The organism is Streptomyces sp. NPDC025784 (genome assembly GCF_055558435.1).
This window is the reverse complement of sequence record NZ_JBVHMN010000027.1, coordinates 71,653-88,925: the sequence shown is the minus strand read 5'-3', so window position 1 is coordinate 88,925 and position 17,273 is coordinate 71,653. Positions and strand designations below refer to the sequence as shown.

At 70.3% G+C, this 17,273-nt stretch carries 21 protein-coding genes; 7 read left to right on the top strand and 14 right to left on the bottom strand.

What is annotated here, in order from left to right; genetic code table 11:
• Positions 1 to 19: 19 nt before the first annotated feature.
• The 5 genes from ACZ4IF_RS40595 to ACZ4IF_RS40575 form a co-directional block, all read right to left on the bottom strand.
• A complete protein-coding gene (locus ACZ4IF_RS40595) occupies positions 20 to 331 on the bottom strand; it encodes a PadR family transcriptional regulator (RefSeq protein WP_467573016.1) in 312 nt (103 codons plus the stop codon).
• Positions 332 to 454: 123 nt separating this feature from the next.
• Positions 455 to 982: a GNAT family N-acetyltransferase gene (locus ACZ4IF_RS40590; RefSeq protein WP_467573013.1), complete on the bottom strand. Its 528-nt coding sequence runs from the start codon at positions 980 to 982 to the stop codon at positions 455 to 457.
• A gap of 129 nt (positions 983 to 1,111) precedes the next feature.
• Complete coding sequence (locus ACZ4IF_RS40585; RefSeq protein WP_467573010.1) at positions 1,112 to 1,597, bottom strand: hypothetical protein; 486 nt, start codon at positions 1,595 to 1,597, stop codon at positions 1,112 to 1,114.
• Positions 1,546 to 1,779 carry a hypothetical protein gene (locus ACZ4IF_RS40580; RefSeq protein WP_467573173.1) on the bottom strand — a complete coding sequence of 78 codons (234 nt, stop codon included), beginning with the start codon at positions 1,777 to 1,779 and terminating at the stop codon, positions 1,546 to 1,548. Before ACZ4IF_RS40580 ends, ACZ4IF_RS40585 begins: the two co-directional genes overlap by 52 nt.
• A 78-nt stretch (positions 1,780 to 1,857) precedes the next feature.
• On the bottom strand, positions 1,858 to 3,087 hold the full coding sequence (locus ACZ4IF_RS40575; protein WP_467573170.1) for an MFS transporter: 1,230 nt from the start codon (positions 3,085 to 3,087) through the stop codon (positions 1,858 to 1,860).
• A 629-nt stretch (positions 3,088 to 3,716) separates the two neighbouring features.
• Between ACZ4IF_RS40575 and ACZ4IF_RS40570 the strand changes: the two genes are divergently transcribed.
• Positions 3,717 to 4,322: a hypothetical protein gene (locus tag ACZ4IF_RS40570; protein WP_467573008.1), complete on the top strand. Its 606-nt coding sequence runs from the start codon at positions 3,717 to 3,719 to the stop codon at positions 4,320 to 4,322.
• 238 nt (positions 4,323 to 4,560) lie between these two features.
• Positions 4,561 to 5,427, top strand: a complete 867-nt coding sequence (locus ACZ4IF_RS40565; RefSeq protein ID WP_467573005.1) for an AraC family transcriptional regulator — start codon at positions 4,561 to 4,563, stop codon at positions 5,425 to 5,427.
• Positions 5,428 to 5,577: 150 nt separating this feature from the next.
• Here ACZ4IF_RS40565 and ACZ4IF_RS40560 read toward each other — a convergent pair whose 3' ends face one another.
• Entirely contained in the window at positions 5,578 to 6,417 is an 840-nt protein-coding gene (locus ACZ4IF_RS40560; protein WP_467573002.1) for an RNA polymerase sigma factor SigF, read from the bottom strand.
• Between the two features lie 210 nt (positions 6,418 to 6,627).
• On the opposite strand from ACZ4IF_RS40560, the gene ACZ4IF_RS40555 reads away from it, so the two are divergent.
• Complete coding sequence (locus ACZ4IF_RS40555) at positions 6,628 to 6,885, top strand: hypothetical protein (protein WP_359496745.1); 258 nt, start codon at positions 6,628 to 6,630, stop codon at positions 6,883 to 6,885.
• A 104-nt stretch (positions 6,886 to 6,989) separates the two neighbouring features.
• Here ACZ4IF_RS40555 and ACZ4IF_RS40550 read toward each other — a convergent pair whose 3' ends face one another.
• Together ACZ4IF_RS40550 and ACZ4IF_RS40545 are read right to left on the bottom strand one after the other, a co-directional pair.
• Positions 6,990 to 7,889, bottom strand: a complete 900-nt coding sequence (locus ACZ4IF_RS40550; protein ID WP_467572998.1) for a GNAT family N-acetyltransferase — start codon at positions 7,887 to 7,889, stop codon at positions 6,990 to 6,992.
• Between the two features lie 239 nt (positions 7,890 to 8,128).
• Positions 8,129 to 8,686 (bottom strand): 2'-5' RNA ligase family protein, encoded by a 558-nt coding sequence (locus tag ACZ4IF_RS40545; protein ID WP_467572995.1) that lies wholly within the window; start codon positions 8,684 to 8,686, stop codon positions 8,129 to 8,131.
• Positions 8,687 to 8,846: 160 nt separating this feature from the next.
• Between ACZ4IF_RS40545 and ACZ4IF_RS40540 the strand changes: the two genes are divergently transcribed.
• A complete protein-coding gene (locus ACZ4IF_RS40540; protein WP_467572992.1) occupies positions 8,847 to 9,692 on the top strand; it encodes an MOSC domain-containing protein in 846 nt (281 codons plus the stop codon).
• A 48-nt stretch (positions 9,693 to 9,740) separates the two neighbouring features.
• Here the strand turns inward: ACZ4IF_RS40540 and ACZ4IF_RS40535 are convergent, their stop codons facing one another.
• Positions 9,741 to 9,938, bottom strand: coding sequence for a hypothetical protein (locus ACZ4IF_RS40535; protein ID WP_467572989.1), 198 nt, complete (start codon positions 9,936 to 9,938; stop codon positions 9,741 to 9,743).
• A gap of 420 nt (positions 9,939 to 10,358) precedes the next feature.
• On the opposite strand from ACZ4IF_RS40535, the gene ACZ4IF_RS40530 reads away from it, so the two are divergent.
• Positions 10,359 to 11,123: an alpha/beta fold hydrolase gene (locus ACZ4IF_RS40530; RefSeq protein ID WP_467572986.1), complete on the top strand. Its 765-nt coding sequence runs from the start codon at positions 10,359 to 10,361 to the stop codon at positions 11,121 to 11,123.
• A gap of 94 nt (positions 11,124 to 11,217) precedes the next feature.
• Here ACZ4IF_RS40530 and ACZ4IF_RS40525 read toward each other — a convergent pair whose 3' ends face one another.
• Complete coding sequence (locus ACZ4IF_RS40525; RefSeq protein WP_467572984.1) at positions 11,218 to 12,450, bottom strand: MFS transporter; 1,233 nt, start codon at positions 12,448 to 12,450, stop codon at positions 11,218 to 11,220.
• A 408-nt stretch (positions 12,451 to 12,858) separates the two neighbouring features.
• On the opposite strand from ACZ4IF_RS40525, the gene ACZ4IF_RS40520 reads away from it, so the two are divergent.
• A complete protein-coding gene (locus ACZ4IF_RS40520) occupies positions 12,859 to 13,515 on the top strand; it encodes a DinB family protein (RefSeq protein ID WP_467572982.1) in 657 nt (218 codons plus the stop codon).
• Between the two features lie 79 nt (positions 13,516 to 13,594).
• Here the strand turns inward: ACZ4IF_RS40520 and mgrA are convergent, their stop codons facing one another.
• From mgrA to ACZ4IF_RS40505, 3 genes are all read right to left on the bottom strand, one after another.
• Positions 13,595 to 14,641: an L-glyceraldehyde 3-phosphate reductase gene (gene mgrA / locus ACZ4IF_RS40515; protein ID WP_467572979.1), complete on the bottom strand. Its 1,047-nt coding sequence runs from the start codon at positions 14,639 to 14,641 to the stop codon at positions 13,595 to 13,597.
• 313 nt (positions 14,642 to 14,954) lie between these two features.
• Entirely contained in the window at positions 14,955 to 15,248 is a 294-nt protein-coding gene (locus ACZ4IF_RS40510) for a DUF1905 domain-containing protein (RefSeq protein ID WP_467572976.1), read from the bottom strand.
• 120 nt (positions 15,249 to 15,368) lie between these two features.
• Positions 15,369 to 15,674 carry a hypothetical protein gene (locus ACZ4IF_RS40505; RefSeq protein ID WP_467572974.1) on the bottom strand — a complete coding sequence of 102 codons (306 nt, stop codon included), beginning with the start codon at positions 15,672 to 15,674 and terminating at the stop codon, positions 15,369 to 15,371.
• Between the two features lie 380 nt (positions 15,675 to 16,054).
• Between ACZ4IF_RS40505 and ACZ4IF_RS40500 the strand changes: the two genes are divergently transcribed.
• Entirely contained in the window at positions 16,055 to 16,480 is a 426-nt protein-coding gene (locus tag ACZ4IF_RS40500; protein ID WP_467572972.1) for a pyridoxamine 5'-phosphate oxidase family protein, read from the top strand.
• Positions 16,481 to 16,876: 396 nt separating this feature from the next.
• Here the strand turns inward: ACZ4IF_RS40500 and ACZ4IF_RS40495 are convergent, their stop codons facing one another.
• Positions 16,877 to 17,230 carry a VOC family protein gene (locus ACZ4IF_RS40495; RefSeq protein ID WP_467572969.1) on the bottom strand — a complete coding sequence of 118 codons (354 nt, stop codon included), beginning with the start codon at positions 17,228 to 17,230 and terminating at the stop codon, positions 16,877 to 16,879.
• Positions 17,231 to 17,273: the final 43 nt, after the last annotated feature.

Here is a 17,273-nt window from a genome sequence, read left to right as displayed (position 1 = left end):
ACGTGTCCGCAGATTTTTTTCAGCGGCAACGCCCCGGCTCTCTCCTGGCTCCGCGGGCGCGCGCGAGGGCCTCGCGGGCCTGCACCGCGCCGTTTTGTGTGAAGCGGTAGAGGCGGCGACGCGGACGTCCGGCCGTCTCGAGCACGGCCGGGTCCGCCCAGCTGCTGTCCACCCAGCCGACTTGCTCCAGGCGGGCAAGGATCGGACAGATCGTGCCGGCCGGGAGTCCCACCAGCTCGCACATCTCCAGGCCGGACCGTTGCCCTGCCGGGTCCTTCAGCAGCGCCCGCAGCACCTGTTGGGTCCGAAGGGTCATGCGCGGCATACCCATGGTCGTACGCTACAGAGCCCGTACAGAGGCTGGCCAGGGGAAGCAGCGGCGCACCGCTGCCGCCCGGATGCCATCGTCGCCGTGGACGTGCCGGGCTTCTTGCGCCCGCGAGCGGGACGTCGACTACGCCTGGAGAGCGACGTCGTCCCGGAGTATGGAGTACATGACCATGTCCCGCCAGGCGCCGCCGCGGAAGCAGGCCCCGCGCAGGACCCCTTCGCGGCTGAAGCCGGCCGATTCCAGTGCCCGCTGCTCCGCGACGTTCGCGAGCTCCGTGCTCGCCTCGACCCGGTTGACCTGGGTGTGGGCGAACAGGTACTCGGCAAGCTCGCGTTGGGCGCGCTTGCCGAATCCCTTGCCCCGCTCGGCGGTCAGCAGCGCTATGCCGATGTTCCAGCACGTCGAGCCCGGGCCTTGCACGACCTGGCGCCACTGCACCTCACCGACGAAGCGGTCGTCGCCCGCGACGATGGCGAGACGCCCGCCTCCCGCGGTGATGAAACCCTGCTCGGCCCACATCCGGCGCAGCTGGCCGGTGTTGCGATAGCCGAAGAACCCCAGCTCCCCTGCCTCCGAAGGGTCCTCGTAGAGACGCTCCAGCAGGGCGAGGTCACGTTCGGCAACGGGTCGGAGATACACGGGTTCGGCCATGGCGCCAGACTAGCCAGCGGTCTGCACTGCTCCGCAGGGGCCCCGTCCACGACCGGGGCCGCCACGGCGCCGGGGGCACGTCGAGCTGCGATCGCACCAGCATCGCCGGCCAGACACCCACGACCGCGATCATCCGGCCATCGGCTCCACCAGGAGGACGACCCGATCGGCCTCGACATCGAAGCCGAGCACCGGATTTCCGTGGTCACCTTCCGGATCCATCAGGACCGGCTTGCCCAGGCGTTGCCCGATCTCGCGCAAGAAGCCGCAGAACACGTCGAGTCGCTCCTGGCCCTGCAACTCCCGCAGGTCGACGTCGAAGTCGATGACCCCGTCGTCGAGGAAACAGAAGACCGCCAGGACTTCGGCCGTCGGCCAGACCCGCAGTATCGGGCACTCGGCGTCCGGCGGTCGGGACAGCACGGTCTCCGCGCGAGGTACTGGCAGCACTGTGTCCCCTTCGGAGTACCGGCACTTCCACCCCCTCGCCTCGACGAGGTCGAGCACCGTCTGCCAGTCCTCCACCGAACAATCCGGGACACGCACGTCCGGCAGCGACCCCATCAGATCCGGGTCGAAAAGACGGCCCACGTCGTCCCACAGAAGATCAGCCACACCGCAATGGTGTCCGGCTTCCCGATCCGACGCAGCCCACCGTGGGCCCATCTCAGATATACGTCGTAACGGTGCGGCGTCCACCCGCCGGCACTCCACAGCCACGTGGCGAGCCGTGCGGGTTCCTCCAGGCCTGCTTCCTTCCCCACCCGCGTCGCGTATGCCCTCAGGACGCGGGCAATGCGCTGGTCGAGGATGAGCGGAGAAGGACCCGGCAGCTCCGACCGCCGCCCTGCCCCGTGAGCCGGCGGCCCCGGGCGCTATCCCCGGTCTCCGGGCACCGCCGCGACGTGTCCGGCCTCCGTCGAGGTTTCCGCAGCGGACGTGGTGACCACCTTGGAGCGTCGGCCGTCCCGGTCCATGAGGCCTCCGGTGAAGGCGAGACCGAGGCCGGCCACGGCCAGTGCCGCGCCGACCAGGTTGGGCGAGGCCCAGCCCCAGCCGGCCGAGATGGCCAGACCGCCGAGCCAGGCGCCGCCCGCGTTGGCCAGGTTGAAGGCGGAGTGGTTGGAGGCCGCCGCCATCGTCGGAGCGTTCTTCGCCTTGGCCATCAGCAGCATCTGGACGGGCGTGGTGATGAGGGCACCCATCGCACCGATGAAGGTGATCGTCACCAGAGCCGGAACCGTGCTGTGCACGGTGAAGTAGAAGGCCACCAGCCCCGCGGCGAGCAGCGCCAGCCCCGCGTACAGCGTCGGTCGCAGGGCACGGTCCGTGAGGGGGCCCGCGACCAGCGTGCCAAGCGTCATGCCGACGCCGTAGAGGGCGAGGACCAGGGTGGTCGAGGAGTCGGAGATGCCCGTCAGGTGCGTCAGCATGGGCACCAGGTAGCTGTAGACGGCGAAGAATCCGCCGAAGCCGACGACGGCCGTGCCCAGGCCGATCGCGACCTGCCTGTTGTTCATCGCCCGCAGCTCGTGCTTGATCCCGGACTGCCGGCCGCGAGGCTGGTGCGGAACGAAGACGGCCAGCGCGGCGAGAGCGACGAGGCCGATGACGGCGACCGCGTAGTAGGCGGACCGCCAGCCCAGCTGCTGTCCGAGGGCGGTGCCGGCCGGGACGCCGACGATGTTCGCGATGGTGAGTCCGAGGAACATCTTCGACACGGCTCGCGCGGCCCGTTCGGGGGCGACCAGCCGGGAGGCGACCACGGCGCCCACTCCGAACAGCGCTCCGTGCGGCAGACCTGCGAGGAAACGTGCGGCGAACAGCAGACCGAAGTTGGGAGCGAGCGCGGACGCGGTGTTGCCGATGACGAACAACCCGGACAAAAGGAGCAGAAGTCGCTTGTGGGGTATGCGCGCACCGATGCCCGTCAGCACGGGGGCGCCGACGACGACGCCGAGGGCGTAGGCCGAGACGAGATTGCCGGCGTGCGGCACGGACACACCGATCCCGTCGGCGATCTGGGGCAACAGCCCCATCGTGGCGAACTCGGTCGTGCCGATGCCGAACGCGACAACGGCCAGGGCGAGCAGGGCCAGTGGCATGGTGCGGTAGAGCCTTTCGAAGACAGCGGTCCAGGAGTGAGGAAGCCGGGGGACGGCGAGATCGTCTCCGGTCTTCCGCGGCCAGTCGCGCTGAGCTCCATTGCCCGGCGCGCCCTCAGAACAGGGCAAGCCCAGGACAATTACAGCAGCCAAAAGATGCCGCGCATTCCAAGATCGAGCCCCAGGGTTTCGTGACCTGCGTCATGCTTCGTCGGACCGCTCTCGTCGAGCCCGCTCGCACCGCGGCCACCGCGGCCGGAGCGGCGGGGCCCGCATCGGTGCGGCTACGGCCTCCCGCGCAGGGCGACAGAGCGAAACACCGCGGTGTGCCAGTCCGGCCGGCGTATGCCCCCGTTGTCGGCCCTCCCCCTTCAAGCGGTGGCGGACGCCCCGCGGACCGGACACCGTCCGGGCCCGTCGACCTTCGGTGGGGCTGCGGATCACCCCGTCCGTGCGGGGGACGCGGGCCCGGTCCCGCAACACGTCGAAGGCGTTTACCCCCGCGGCCCCGTGGAAGAGTCCAGTGCCACGTACGGTCAAGCGATCGGCCGACCCTGCCATGACGCGTGCTGCACCTCACCCGGGTGGAGCCGGCCTCTTCGACGCCCTCGCCGGAACAGGAGCACGCCATGCGCCTCTACGCCCAGACACCAGCGCGTCGAATCCGTCAGGTGCTCGCGGACCTGATCGCCGTGGCGCTGATCGCGCTCGCGGTGAAGTTCGCCCTGGTCGTCCGCGACGCGATCATGTTGCTGGCCGAGCCGGGGCGGAAGGCGGAGAGCGCGGGCGACAGCCTTGCCTCCGGTCTCGGTGACGCCGGCGACGCGGCCTCGAAGGTGCCACTCGTCGGAGATTCCCTGAAGAAGCCGCTCGAGTCCGCCGCGGGCGCCGGCACCCATCTCTCCGACGCCGGACAGTCGCTGCAGGACACCGTGGGCCACGTGGCCAACCTGACCGCACTCGCCCTGATCGTCCTCCCCGTGGCCTTCGTCCTGGTGCTGTGGCTTCCCCCGCGGCTGCTCTGGATCCGGCGGAGCGCCACCACGCGGCGCCTCCTCGACGCCCCAGGAGGCGTCGACCTGCTCGCCCTGCGGGCGCTCACCGGACCGCTGCGCAGTCTCAAGGCGGTTCCCTCCCCGCCCGGCGGCCTCGCCGACGCCTGGCGTCGCGGGAACGAGCAGGCCATCGCCGATCTGTCCGAGGTCACCCTCAGGCGGGCGGGTCTGCGTCCCTGACCGGTCCGAAGTGGGCTTGCGCCACTGTCCGGCCGCCCTTCACCGGCGAGACCGTCGCCGGCCCTCTCCCCCTGCGCGCTCTCGTCGCCCAGGACGTCGCACCGACACCTGACACCTGGTGAATGCCGAGCGCCCCGAGCCAGTCCCCCGCACCCGATCCGAACGGGCAGAGAATGTCGGGTCCGACAGCACGCGCGCCGCCTAGCGTGGTGATCACCGAAGAGGAAGGAGACCGGGCGTGCTGGATCGGCTCAACCAGGCGATGGAGCACATCGAGGACCGTCTCGACCAGTCCATCGACGTGGCCGTGTTGGCGCACATCGCCGTCACCTCCGAGTATCACCTGCGTCGGATGTTCTCCGCGCTCGCGGGCATGCCCCTGTCCGAGTACATCCGGCGGCGTCGGCTCACTGTCGCGGGCGCCGAGGTGCTCGCCGGGAACCGGACGCTGCTGGAGATCGCGGTGCGGTACGGCTACGGCTCGGGCGAGGCGTTCGCGCGGGCGTTCCGCGCCGTGCACGGTGTCGGCCCCGGCGAGGCCCGGCGCACCGGTTGCGCGCTCGTCTCGCAGCCCCGGCTCACCTTCCGTCTCACCGTCGAGGGGAGCAGCAGCATGCGTTATCGCGTCGTGGACAGGCCGGACTTCACCGTCGTCGGTCTGAAGGCCCGGGTGCCACTGGTGCACGTGGGGCCGAACCAGGCCATCATCGACTTCGTCCGCGGGATCGAACCGCAGTCCCGGGAACTCCTGGAGAAGCTGTCGGACCAGGAGCCGCACGGCATCGTCGCGGTCTGCGACGACCTGGACCCGAGTCGCGCCGAAGGCACCGAACTCGACTACTACCAGGGGGTGATCACGTCGTCGGCCGCACCGGACGGCATGAGTGTCCTGCCGGTCGGGGCCGGCACATGGGCCGTCTTCACCACCTCGGGGCCGGCGCCGCAGGCCATTCAGGAGCTGTGGCGGGACGTGTTCACGGAGTGGTTCCCGTCCAACCCGTACCGCAGCCGCCCCGGCCCTGAGATCCTCCGCACCCGCCTGTCTCCGGGCGGCACCGAGGCCGATGCCGAGCTGTGGCTTCCGGTGGAGCGGGAGCGGGGCTGATCAGAGCGTCGGCCGCGGCGGGTCCGGGGTCTGTGCGCTTCGGCCGGCCCGGTCGACCGGACACCTCAGTCGACCGGACACGTCGACCGGAGCGCACGACCGCGAGGGGGTCTCGGCATCGCTCGACGGTCGCCCGGCCCGCCGCGTGCGTCACTGGGTGGTGAGCATCCCTCGGCGCAGTTTGGTGAGCGTGCGGGACAGCAGCCGGGAGACATGCATCTGGGAGACGCCGAGGTGCTCGCCGATCTGGGCCTGGGTGAGTTCGTCGACGAACCGCATGTGAATGATGCGGCGTTCCCGCTCGTCGAGTTCGCCGATCAGAGGGGCCAGGGCGTGGAAGTCCTCGACGAGTTCGAGGGCGTTGTCCTCGGTGCCGATGAAGTCGGCCAGTGCGGTCTCGCCGTCCTGACTCGTGCCGATGGCGGCGTCGAGGGAGGAGGAGTTGTAGCCGTTGGAGGCGAGGCGGGCCTCGTTGACCTCTTCCTCGCTCAGGCACATCAGCTGGGACAGTTCCTTGACGGTCGGGGTACGGCCCAGTCGGCTGCGCAGTTCCTCGGTGGCCTTGGCGAGCTGGACCCTGGCCTCCTGCAGACGGCGGGGCACGTGCACGGCCCAGGAGGTGTCGCGGAAGAACCGCTTGATCTCACCGACGATGTAGGGCACGGCGAAGGAGGTGAACTCGACCTCGCGGGTGAGCTCGAACCGGTCGATGGCCTTGATCAGTCCGATGGTGCCGACCTGGACGATGTCCTCCATCTCCTCCGGGCCGCGGCTGCGGAAACGGGCCGCGGCGTAGCGGACCAGGGAGATGTTCATCTCGATCAGCGTGTTGCGTGCGTACTGGTGCTCCGGAGTGCCCTCTTCGAGCGTGGCGAGCCGGTCGAAGAACTGCCGAGACATGTCCCGGGCGTCGCGAGGCGCGACCTGCGACGGGTCGGCGATCTCCGGCAGCCCGGCCGTCCGTGCGTCCACCGTCTTCGTCACCGTCATCTCAAGCCCTCCCACTGCGTCGTGCCCCGCAATGACGGCCGATAGCAGCCGACGAAGGAGCGCGTACCCCCATCGACGGCCCGCATGCCCCGGACCTCTGAGCCGGCCGGTTCGTCCCACCCGTACGGCGGCCCGGTCGCTCCGCCCCCGCGCGACCCACCGGGTGCGCCTGTCCCACGGTCCGCGGGACAGGCACTTAAATACAGAAGCATGACTACTGAGCCGCAGCGCTTCACCGTCCTGCTGGTCCCCGAGTACATCGAGGGCGCGGACCGTGTTTCCGCGGAGGACGCAGCCGTGCGATCGGCCGTCGTCGAAGCGACCGGCGAGATGGGTGAGACGGGCTACCCCCGCTACGCGGGAGAAGGGATCGTGGCCGACATCGATCCCCGTACGCGCACGGTCGAGGCGGTGCTCGTCGACGGTGCGGAACTGGACTACGGGCTCAACGCCGCGGTTGCTCCGTAGTCGCTCGTGCCCTCCCGAGGCCGCCCGGGCCAGCAGTGCACAGGGCAGGGGCAAGCGGTCCGGCCCGCCCTCGGACCGGACCACCCACCCTGTGCTGTCCCTCGCTAGGCCGACCGGCCCTCGGGGTGGAAGTTGATGCGTTCACGGACGACGGGGAATCCGGCCTTGGCGAAGTTCGCGGCCATGGGGAAGTTGCCGTGGTCCGTCGCTCCGCTGACCACCTCCGCGCCCTCTTTCACGAGGAAGTGGGTGCACTCCGCGAGGAGGTCGTACGCGTAGCCGTGACCGCGGTGTTCAGGGACCACTCCGATGAAGCCGATGGTCGGACCGGAGGGGTTGTGGGCCGGGATGTGGATGCCGGCCAGGTCGCCCTCCGGCGTGCGCGCGACCTGCCACCACTCCCGCGGGGAGGGGCACCAGTGGAAGAAGTCGATTTCCTCCTGCGCGGCCCGGTCGATGCCGCCCTCCTCGATGGCCCGGAGCGCGTGGGCGTCCAGGGTGACGGAGTGGATGCGGCGCAACGCGTCGAAGAACACGGTGTCGTCGGGTTCGGCGCTGAAGCGCAGACGTCCGGGCCGCTCGGGCAGTCCTTGCTCCGGGGTCCAGCGGTACAGGAAGCGCTCCACCAGGAGTTCGTACCCGACGGCTCGTGCGGCGGCGAAGCGTGCCTCGCCGGCGGCGCGCAGGTCGGGCTCGTCCCGCCAGCCGCCAGGCAGGTTGATCTCGAGTTCGACCTGCCAGGGTGCGGAGCGCAGGAGTTCGGCCCCTGCCTCCTCCTCGCCCTCCGCCACGTCGAACCAGTTGATGTTGACGGGCTCCGCGTCGTCGGGGCCGCCCCACCACGCGCCGCGTGCGACGACCTCGCCGTCGCGCAGGGCGACACGCTTCCAGTCGGGGCGGAACCGGGTACGCCGGTGGCCTTCACGGGCGCCCAGCGGGTCGGGGAGTGCGTCGAAGAGATGGGCGTCGCTCGCGGAGAGCGCGCGGATGACCAGATCGGTCATGGAAATTCCTCCGGGATACAGGCTGTTGGAGCGCTCCCGGTCAGAACTGACGAACCACGCCGGGACAGCGGAAAGGGGAGCGCTGGAAAGGTGTGAACCGCACGGCACTCGCCTCCTTCCGTCCGTCTATGGGCGTGCGGCCACACAGTACGTGATCTTCCGTGGCCCGTCCACGGATTTCCGCGGCCCTCAAAAGGGGGAGTTCGCCGGATCACCGCGAGGTCTGCCGAGATCACGAACTACGGCTGGGGCACGGGGCGCCCCCGGAGAGGGAACGAGGCCCGTGGCTGCCATCGCACTCCGTCGTAGACCATGAGATCGACCGCGGATACGGAGGCGGTGACCGGCAATCGGCTGCGAAGGTCGGTCTCGACCTCCCCGAGGACGGTGGTGTCCTGCCCCTGGGCGACGGTCAGGTGGGGAACCACGTCGTCGAACTGCCCGCCGAACGGCGGAGACTCGGGCCAGCGATCCGCGATCGCCTCGGTGAGCCGGCGGAACGGTGCTTCAGGTTCGGGTGCGAGGTACAGGACCCCCGGGAACCCTCCGCATCGCTCGAACCGGGCCTCGAACGGCCGCTGCCGCCCGATCACTTCACCCAGGGCAGTGTGGGTCTCACGGTCGATGCGCCGCTCGTCGAGAAACGGGAAGAGCACGGTGACATGGGCCGGGACACCCACGCGCGCGGAAGGGTCCAGTCGTTCACGCCACGCTCGCACAGCGGGATCCGCCTCCGGGATCCTCACGATCAGTCCCGTCTGCCCCGCCTGCAACGCGCCCGGTCCGTCGTCCGCCATCGCACATGTGTATCACCAGGTCGTGGAGGACGGCGATCGAACAGCGCCATGAGCGGCAGCACGGGATGCCCGCTGCCTCACCGTCCTCGTCGGACCGACGTAAGCTCTCGCATCCCATCGCCTGTCCGACCGGGCCGACTTGCGGGAGATGATCGATCCCATGGGGACGGTAGCGGCACTGTGGCGGTATCCGGTGAAGTCCATGCTCGGCGAGGCTCTGGCCTCCGTGGCGGTGACGCGTACGGGGCTGACCGGAGACCGGACGCACGCCGTTCTCGACGGGAGGGGCGCCGTCGGGAGCGTCAAGCATCCGCGCAAGTGGGGGCAACTCCTGGGCTGCCGGAGCCGGTCGGCGGGTGACGGCACTGTCGAGGTCGCCCTTCCCGACGGGACCTCGCACATGGTCGGGGACCCCGAACTCGATGCCCGGCTGTCCGAGCTGCTGGTCCGTCAGGTCTTCCTCGCGGACAGCGCGCCGGCTCGGAGCACGCTGGAGCGCGCCGTGCCCGAGTACGAAGGCGGTGTCCCTGACGCGGTGCGGGCGACGGCGTCCGTGGACGCGACCGGGGAGACCATCACGGTCGGCACGCCGGCATCGGGCACGTTCTTCGACTTCGGCAAGGTCCATCTGGTCACGTCGTCCTCCCTCGCGGGACTCCGAAAGGCATGTCCCGCCGGGGATTTCGACCCGCGACGCTTCCGGCCGAACCTGATCGCGGACACCGGTGGCGAACCGGCCTTCGTGGAGGACACCTGGCAGGGCTGTCGACTTCGCGTCGGCGAGGCGCTGTTTCGCGTACAGGTGCCCACACCCCGCTGTGTGGTGCCCGCACTTCGCCACGACGAGCTCGACGCCGACCCCGGCATCATGCGGGCGATCGCCCGCGAACACCGCGTACCTGTCTTCGACCTGGGCCGACTGGCGTGTCTAGGGGTGTATCTGGACGTCCTGGAACCCGGCACGGTCCGGCTGGGCGATCCGATCGCACGAGAGGACGAGGCCTGAGCCGGCCACCGTCCGCCGTCGGCTCCCGTCGCACCGGTCGTCGACCCGTCACATCGCCTTCGACCGGACGGAAGGACCCGGACGGTCGGTCGTCGTACGACCCGAAGGAGCCGTCCACGCCTCGTCGACCAGCCGGACAGCGGCCAGGAGCGCAGAGATCTGGGCTCGGGCGTGCACCGCCGCCGCGTGGTAGGTACCGATCCCGTCCACCGGGCCGACCTCCGTGGACCTTCCGTCCCCTGTCATGCCGTGCACTGCACCACCATCCCGCGCCACTTCACAGATTGCCCTCAGCATGCCGCTCACCGGGCCGGAGACGCGGATCTCGGACCCGTGTGTCGGCCTGCTCTTCTCACCCTGCGCCGAGCAGTCGTTCCTGCCGGTCGTCGCGACCGGAAGTGGTCAGGACTGCGAACTCGCCCTGCGCCGGCACGTCGCGGGGCTCCTGCCGCGTCGGACGGGTTGCGGGAGGGGCGCGAAAAGGGTTGGCCGAGCCGACGAGCGAGCTGATAGCTTCCGGTCGACTGTGACCCCGCCCGAGGAGGTGAGACCCATGACCGCTGGATCCGTATGGGTGCTCCCCCTCGCCGTCACGGTCGGGCGATCGACATAGGTGTCGCCCGGGAGTGCCCTGTCAACGAAGGCACTTCCGAAAGGCAACACCCCATGCATTCTGTGCACTTCACCGCGGAGAAGACATCGAACGGTGTCGTCGAACGCGACTTCACCGTGGACGGTGTCCCCGGCGTGCTCTGGTCGCCCGCGTCCGGCCCCGAGCGTGCGCCCCTGGTGCTGATGGGCCACGGCGGCGGCACGCACAAGAGGTGGCCGGCCATGACGGGCCGTGCGCACCTCCTCGTGACCGGTTGCGGCTTCCACGTCGCCTGCATCGACGCGCCCGGTCACGGCGACCGGCCGCGCACGGCGTACGACGAGCAGGAGATCGCCGCCCTGTACCGGGCGAGGGAGGCGGGCGAGCCGGAGGGCCCCATCGTCGTCCGCTACAACGCCCGACTGGCAGAGCGTGCCGTGCCCGAGTGGCAGACGACCCTCGACGCCCTCCAGGAACTTCCCGAGATCGGCACCGATGGGCCGGTCGGCTACTTCGGGCTGAACATGGGCACCGCGATCGGGGTGCCGCTGACCGCGATCGAGCCAAGGATCACCGCGGCGGTCTTCGGTCTCCACTGGCCCGATGCCCTGGCCGAGCCGGCGAAACAGATCACTGTCCCGATCGAATTCATGCTCCAGTGGGACGACGAGCACATCCCGCGAGCGTCCGGTCTGGCGCTGTTCGACGCCTTCGCCTCGACGGAGAAGACGTTGCACGCCAACGCGGGCCGACACAAGGAGCTGCCTCGGTTCGAGTCCGACAGCGCGGTCCGGTTCTTCGCCCGGCATTTCGGTCGGGCGGGCACCTCACCGGCCTGACCTGAGCGGTATCGGCGTCCGGCCGGCGAGCCGGGCGCCGATACCGCGTGCCCGGGTTGAAGCCGCACATTCGGACGGCGCATCGCGGGTGGCCTCACTTCGTCGTCGGCGCCCCGCGTGACGGCTGACCTTTCGGTGCGCGCAGCAGGCGTAGCCCGGCCAGGCTCTGAAGTGTCATCGCGGCGGCGGCCGAGGCGGTGACGGCGAAGCCGCCGCGGGCCCCGAGTGAGTCGATCGCCCAGCCGGAGACCGCCGCCGCGGCGGCCGAGCCCGCCGCGCTCGCCGAGCCGAGCCAGGCGAACGCCTGGGTCAGGACGGCCCGGTGGACGGTCGACTCGGTGAGCACGGGGAAGAGCACCAGAAGGGGCGGGATCGTGGCGCCGGTCAGGACCACGACCAGTCCGAGCCCGAGCGGTGAACCGACCGTGAGCAACAGCAACGTGCCGAGCGTCAACGCAGCGGTCACCGCCAGTAGTTGTACGGGAGGTGTGGCACTCCATCGGCGCAACCCGTACAACCATCCGGCCAGCAGACCGCTGCAACTGGAGACGGCGAAGATCGGGGCCGCGGCTCCCGGTGTGCCGTGCTCCACCACGAAGGCCGTCACCGACACCTGCAGGGCACCGAAGAAGACGCCGATCGCGAGATTGAGGCCCATCAGTACGACGACGGGGCCGCGCAGCAATGACCGTTCCTCACGCGCGTGCGCCGCGCCGCCGCGCACCGGCTGGGGCGCGCTGCCGCGCTGCGCCGCGAGGATCAGGCCGCCGGCCACCGACAAGGAGGCGGCCGACACCGTGCCGACCACGGCGTGTCCGGCCGCGGCAAGGGCGCTGACCAGCATCGGGCCCACGAGGTACGCCACCGCGTTGCTGACGGACTCCAGCGCGAATGCGGTGGGCAGTTCGTCCGCCCGGCCGTCGCGCAGCAGGGCCGCCCAGCGTGTCGCGGACATCGCGCCGAGCTGGGGAACGCCGGCTCCGACCAGCGCACCGCCCGGCACCAGCAAGGGGGCGGGGGCATCGGAGGTGACCAGGGACACGAGGACGGCCACTGCCAGGGCGTGGGCGAGCAGTGCGGGCGGCAGGACCCGGGTCTGCCCGAACCGGTCGGCGAGCCGGGCGACTTGGGGCGCTCCGAGCGCCTCGGCCACCGCGAACCCGCCGCCGACCAGGCCGGCCTCGGCGAAGGCGCCGGTGCGGCTGTGCACGAGCCAGACGAGGCTGAGGCTGGTCATCGCGACGCCGACACGTCCGAGCGATGCGGGAAGGAAGAAGGCTGCGGCGCCAGGGGTGCGCAGCAGGGAACGGTAGTTCGCCGTGGGCACGGCGAGTCCCTTTCGCTGCCCGGCGGGACGGCCCACCGGGGTCGTCGGTGCCCGAATGAACCGACCCGTGGTCGCCGCCTGGACCCGTCCGGTGGTGGCGCGGAGAGGGGGCACGCGCCCCGCACCGACTCCATCACCGAGCAGAAGTCTTGGTGAGTGTGTGGTGGGGCCCAGTCTCCTCGCCGGTGACGGTGGTGTCCATCACGATGGTCCCGGCGCCCTACGGCTCCGCCCTGTCGCCGACACCGCCACCGCGAGCGCGGGCAGGGACACCTCGTCCGCTTGCGCCGCCGTGGCCGCGTCCTCAGCACGAGCGACAGGGCGCCCAAGGATTCCGTCCGCCGGGGCGTGCGGGACCAGTGGTCAAAGGAGGGGCGTGGTTCCCTCCGGTCGCGGTACGGTCCCGCCATGTCCCGATCAGCCGAGACCGGCGCCTCCCCGTCCCCCGTCACCGCGGACGACCTCGACTTCGCCGTACGGCTCGCCGTGGCGGTCCTTCGCCGGGCGCCGGCGACCGCGTGGGAAGGCAAGGCCGGTTCGCTGGAGTGGGACTGCTGGGAAACGGTCGAGCACCTCAGCGACGACCTCTTCGCCTACGCCGCACAACTGGGGCTCAGGACACCGCCCTTGGACCGTGAGGTTCCCTTCGTGTGGGAGAGCCGACGGCCCGGCGGTCCGGCGAACGCCATCCACGCGGACCGGAACGCCGGGCCCGACGGTCTGTTGCAGGTCCTGGAGGCGAGCGGCGCGCTGTTGATCGCCATGGCCCGGACAGCGCCTCCGCAGACCCGTGCCCACCATGTCTTCGGCGTATCGGACCCGGAGGGCTTCGCCGCCATGGGCATCGTGGAGACCCTGGTCCACACGCACGACCTGGCACAGGGGCTCGGGCTCGCATGGAACCCGCCTGCCGAGTTGTGCTCGCGGGTACTGGCCCGGCTGTTTCCCGACGCACCGTCGTCCACGGACCCGTGGCCCACCCTGTTGTGGGCCACCGGACGTGCCGAACTGCCCGGGCGTCCGCGCCTGACCGCTTGGCGATGGGATGGCACGGTCCGCTCGTAGGGAGCCTTGCCGTCTCCGGTCGCCCAGGGCGCGGAGCCGTATGACCGGACCGACCCGGGCCGGACGCAGCGAGCCGGGGTCAGCTCAAAGCGCCGGTCCGTGCCTGCTGCCAGAGGTCGACGCCGCCCTCGACCGTCGCCTGCTTGTCGATCTCCGCGAGTTCGTCGGCGGTGAAGGACAGGTTGGTGAGGGCCGCGATGTTCTGCTCCAGCTGCTCGGTGCGGGAGGCACCGATGACGAGGGAGGTGACGCGCTCGTCGCGCAGGGCCCACGCGAGTGCCATCTGAGCGAGGGTCTGGCCACGGCGGGCGGCCATGTCGTTCAGGGCGCGCAGTCGCTGGAGGGTGTCGTCGTTGAGCCAGCCGGTGTCGAAGGACTTGTCCTGGGCCGCGCGGGAGTCCTCGGGGATGCCGTCGAGGTAGCGGCCGGTGAGCAGGCCCTGAGCCAGGGCGGTGAAGCCGATGACGCCGAATCCCTCGTCGGCGGCGGCATCGAGGAGCCCGTCGGTCTCGATCCACCGGTTGAGCATGCTGTACGACGGCTGGTGGATGAGCAGGGGGGTGCCGAGGTCGCGGAGGATGGCCGCGGCCTGCCGGGTGCGCTCGGCGTCGTAGGAGGAGATGCCGACGTACAGCGCCTTGCCCTGTCGTACCGCGGTGTCCAGAGCCGTCATGGTCTCCTCCAGCGGGGTGGAGGCGTCCAGGCGGTGGGAGTAGAAGATGTCGACGTAGTCGAGGCCCATCCGCTCGAGGGACTGGTCGAGCGAGGCGAGCACGTATTTGCGCGATCCGCCGCCCTGGCCGTACGGGCCGGGCCACATGTCCCATCCGGCCTTGGTGGAGACGATCAGCTCGTCCCGATAGGGGGCGAGGTCCTGTCGCATGAGCTTGCCGAAGTTGAGCTCCGCGGCTCCGTAGGGCGGGCCGTAGTTGTTCGCGAGGTCGTGGTGGGTGATGCCGAGGTCGAAGGCGCGCAGGGCGATCTGCCGCTGGGTCTCGAACGGCTTGTCGTCACCGAAGTTGTGCCAGTACCCCAGCGACAGGACGGGAAGGTCCAGTCCGGAACGGCCCGTGCGCCGGTAGAGCATGGTGCCGTCGTAGCGGTCGGGGGCCGCGACGTAGTTCATGAGGTTCTCCGTGATGAGGTCGTTGCGGGGATGTGCCCCGGTGGGGATCGCTTCATCAACGGTGCGTGCAGCGGCCCGGGAAGTCCAACAGAGAGTACTTGTGGGATTGAGCGCTCCTGCTTCTCAATGACGACTGCTCGGGGCCGTGGCCACTGCAGCACGTCTCCTCGGGGTCACTCTGAGCTTCGAGCGGCCGGGCGCCCCGCGACCCGCGATCCTCGACCGCATCCACGGCGGCGAACTCGACGCCGGGCTGCTCGCCCGCCGGTCTTCTCGGGCGGACGGACGGGGACCGGAACCGAGGCTCGATCGGTCAGGGCCGGAGTCGGACGGACATCTCCACGGCCACGTCGTCGCCCGCCGAGAGACCACCTGGCTTGCGCACGGCGGCCTTGAGCGGCAGCAGGTAGCCGTCGCCCTTCGGGAACAGGGACGTCTGGAAGGCGACCTCGCCGATCCGGGCCTCGACCGGGATCACGCCCCAGCCGTACGTGGCCATCGCGGCCACCTCGCGGAGGTCGGCGGACTCGTCGTCGGGCACGGGAACGAAATAGTACGGCGACGGCCCACGCCACTCGATCACTCGGCCGGAAAAGGCGAACTCCATGAGGCCAAGTCTGCTTCCCCAAGGACGTCCAGGTCACGCGATCAGTGCCGAAGGGCCATGTCGCGGCCGACTTTCCCGCAACTTTGTCCATCCGTCGACTCGTCGACTTCCCGGTGCACCTCAGTGCTTGACCATCGCGCAGGTGAGCGAGGCCTTGCCCTTGTCCGTCTTCACGACGAACTTGCTGCCGCTGAGACCGTCGACGTCGAACCGCCCGGACTTGTCCGTGGGTACGGTGCCCGTGGCGGATCCCGAGTAGGTCACCTTCGTGCCGCCGGGGAACCCCACGCCCCACAGGTGGTACTTGCCGTTCGACTCCTTCTCGACATGGCACGTCGCGGCTGACGGGGTGTCGGGTACCGCTGGGGCCGAGGCGTGTGCGGCGAACGCGGGCCCCAGCGCGAGCGCGGGGGCGACGAAGAGCATGAGTGCTGCGGTACGACGAGTCCGGTTCATCATTCAACCTGCCTTGGACGCTGCTGATGCGGCCACTCGGCCGTGACGACTTCCCCGCCCGCGGCAGTGGCCGTCCAGAAGGCCGAGGGAGGGGGCCGGCGAGGTCGCGGGAGGGGCGAGCGCCTCGCTCCGTCACACCTGCGCAACCCCACATGCACAGTGCGTCCCGTTCATGTCCCGGAGCCTGTCGTGGGGTTTGACACCTTTGGCATCGTATCGTCCGGCTTGCCACGGGGCATCTCACAGGTGGGAGGACGGGCGAACCCCTCCGCGGGACCCTCCCGGGCGTCGCGCACGTGACCCTCGGCCACCACGAACCCGCTGTCGGTGGCCGGGCGTACGGTCGGCGTATGGCACTTTCACGGGATGAACGGGAAGCCTTTCTGGCCGAGCCCCACGTAGCCGCGTTGGGCGTCGCGTCCGACGACGACCACGGGCCGCTGGTCGTGCCGATCTGGTACGCCTATGAGCCGGGCGGTCAGCCGTGGATCCTGACCGGCGCGGACTCCCGGAAGATGAGACTGATCACAGCGGCCGGCCGCTTCAGCCTGCTGGTCCAGCGCACCGAGCCGACACCTCGGTACGTCTCGGTCGAAGGGCCGGTCGTCGCAGTGTCCGAAGCGAGCAGCGCCCTCCATCGTGACCTGGCGGCCCGCTATCTCTCGGGGGAGGCACTCGACCGGTACTGGGCATGGGCCGAGACAGAACTCGCCGATCATGTCGTGGTCCGCATGCGGCCGGAGCGCTGGTTCACCGCCGATCTGGGTGCGGTCTGACACGCGGAGACCGCCCGCTGTGCCCGCTGCGTCTCGCGCCCGATGAAGGCGTCGAAGCAGCGCGCCGCGAGTTCCTCACGCTCGCGCCGGTCGACCTCGAAGCGGGGCCGGCCCGCGTCCATGTACCGGCGTGCCCGGAGCACCAGTTGACGGCGCGCCGCGTCCGAACGGCCGACCGACGCCGCGAGACAGCCCGCCCGCCTGTGACATGGCTCCCGGCTACGGAACCGTTCGCGCAGCCGGGTTCGTGCGGACCGAGGGGATGCTCGCCCCGGATCCGGGGGCGTCGGGCGTCGGGCGTAGGCACGGCATCCGTCCACCGCCCGACGGCACGGACGCAACCGCGCCTACGCCCGCGCCGGGCGCTACCCCATCGAGGCGACCCGGGCGTGAGCCCTACTGGCGCCGCTGGCCGAGGACACAGAACTCATTGCCCTCGGGGTCAGCCAACACGACCCACGACTGATCGCCCTGACCGATGTCGACGCGCTGGGCGCCATGAGCCAGCAGACGAGCCACCTCGGCGTCCTGGTCGTCAGGCCTGAAGTCGAGATGCAGTCGGCTCTTGGCCTTCTTGCTCTCCGCGAGCCGGACAAAGTCCAACCCCGGCAGGCGATCCGGCTCCTGCCGGATCTCGAACTCCTCGTCGGAGGAGTGGACCACGACCCAGCCAAGAGCCTCGGCCCACCACTGCCCCAAGGCCACCGGGTCTTCCGCGTGCACGATTACCTGTTCCCATTCCAAGGTCATCTTCCGAGCCTAGGCCCCCCGGCGCATCCAGTGCCAGCCACCC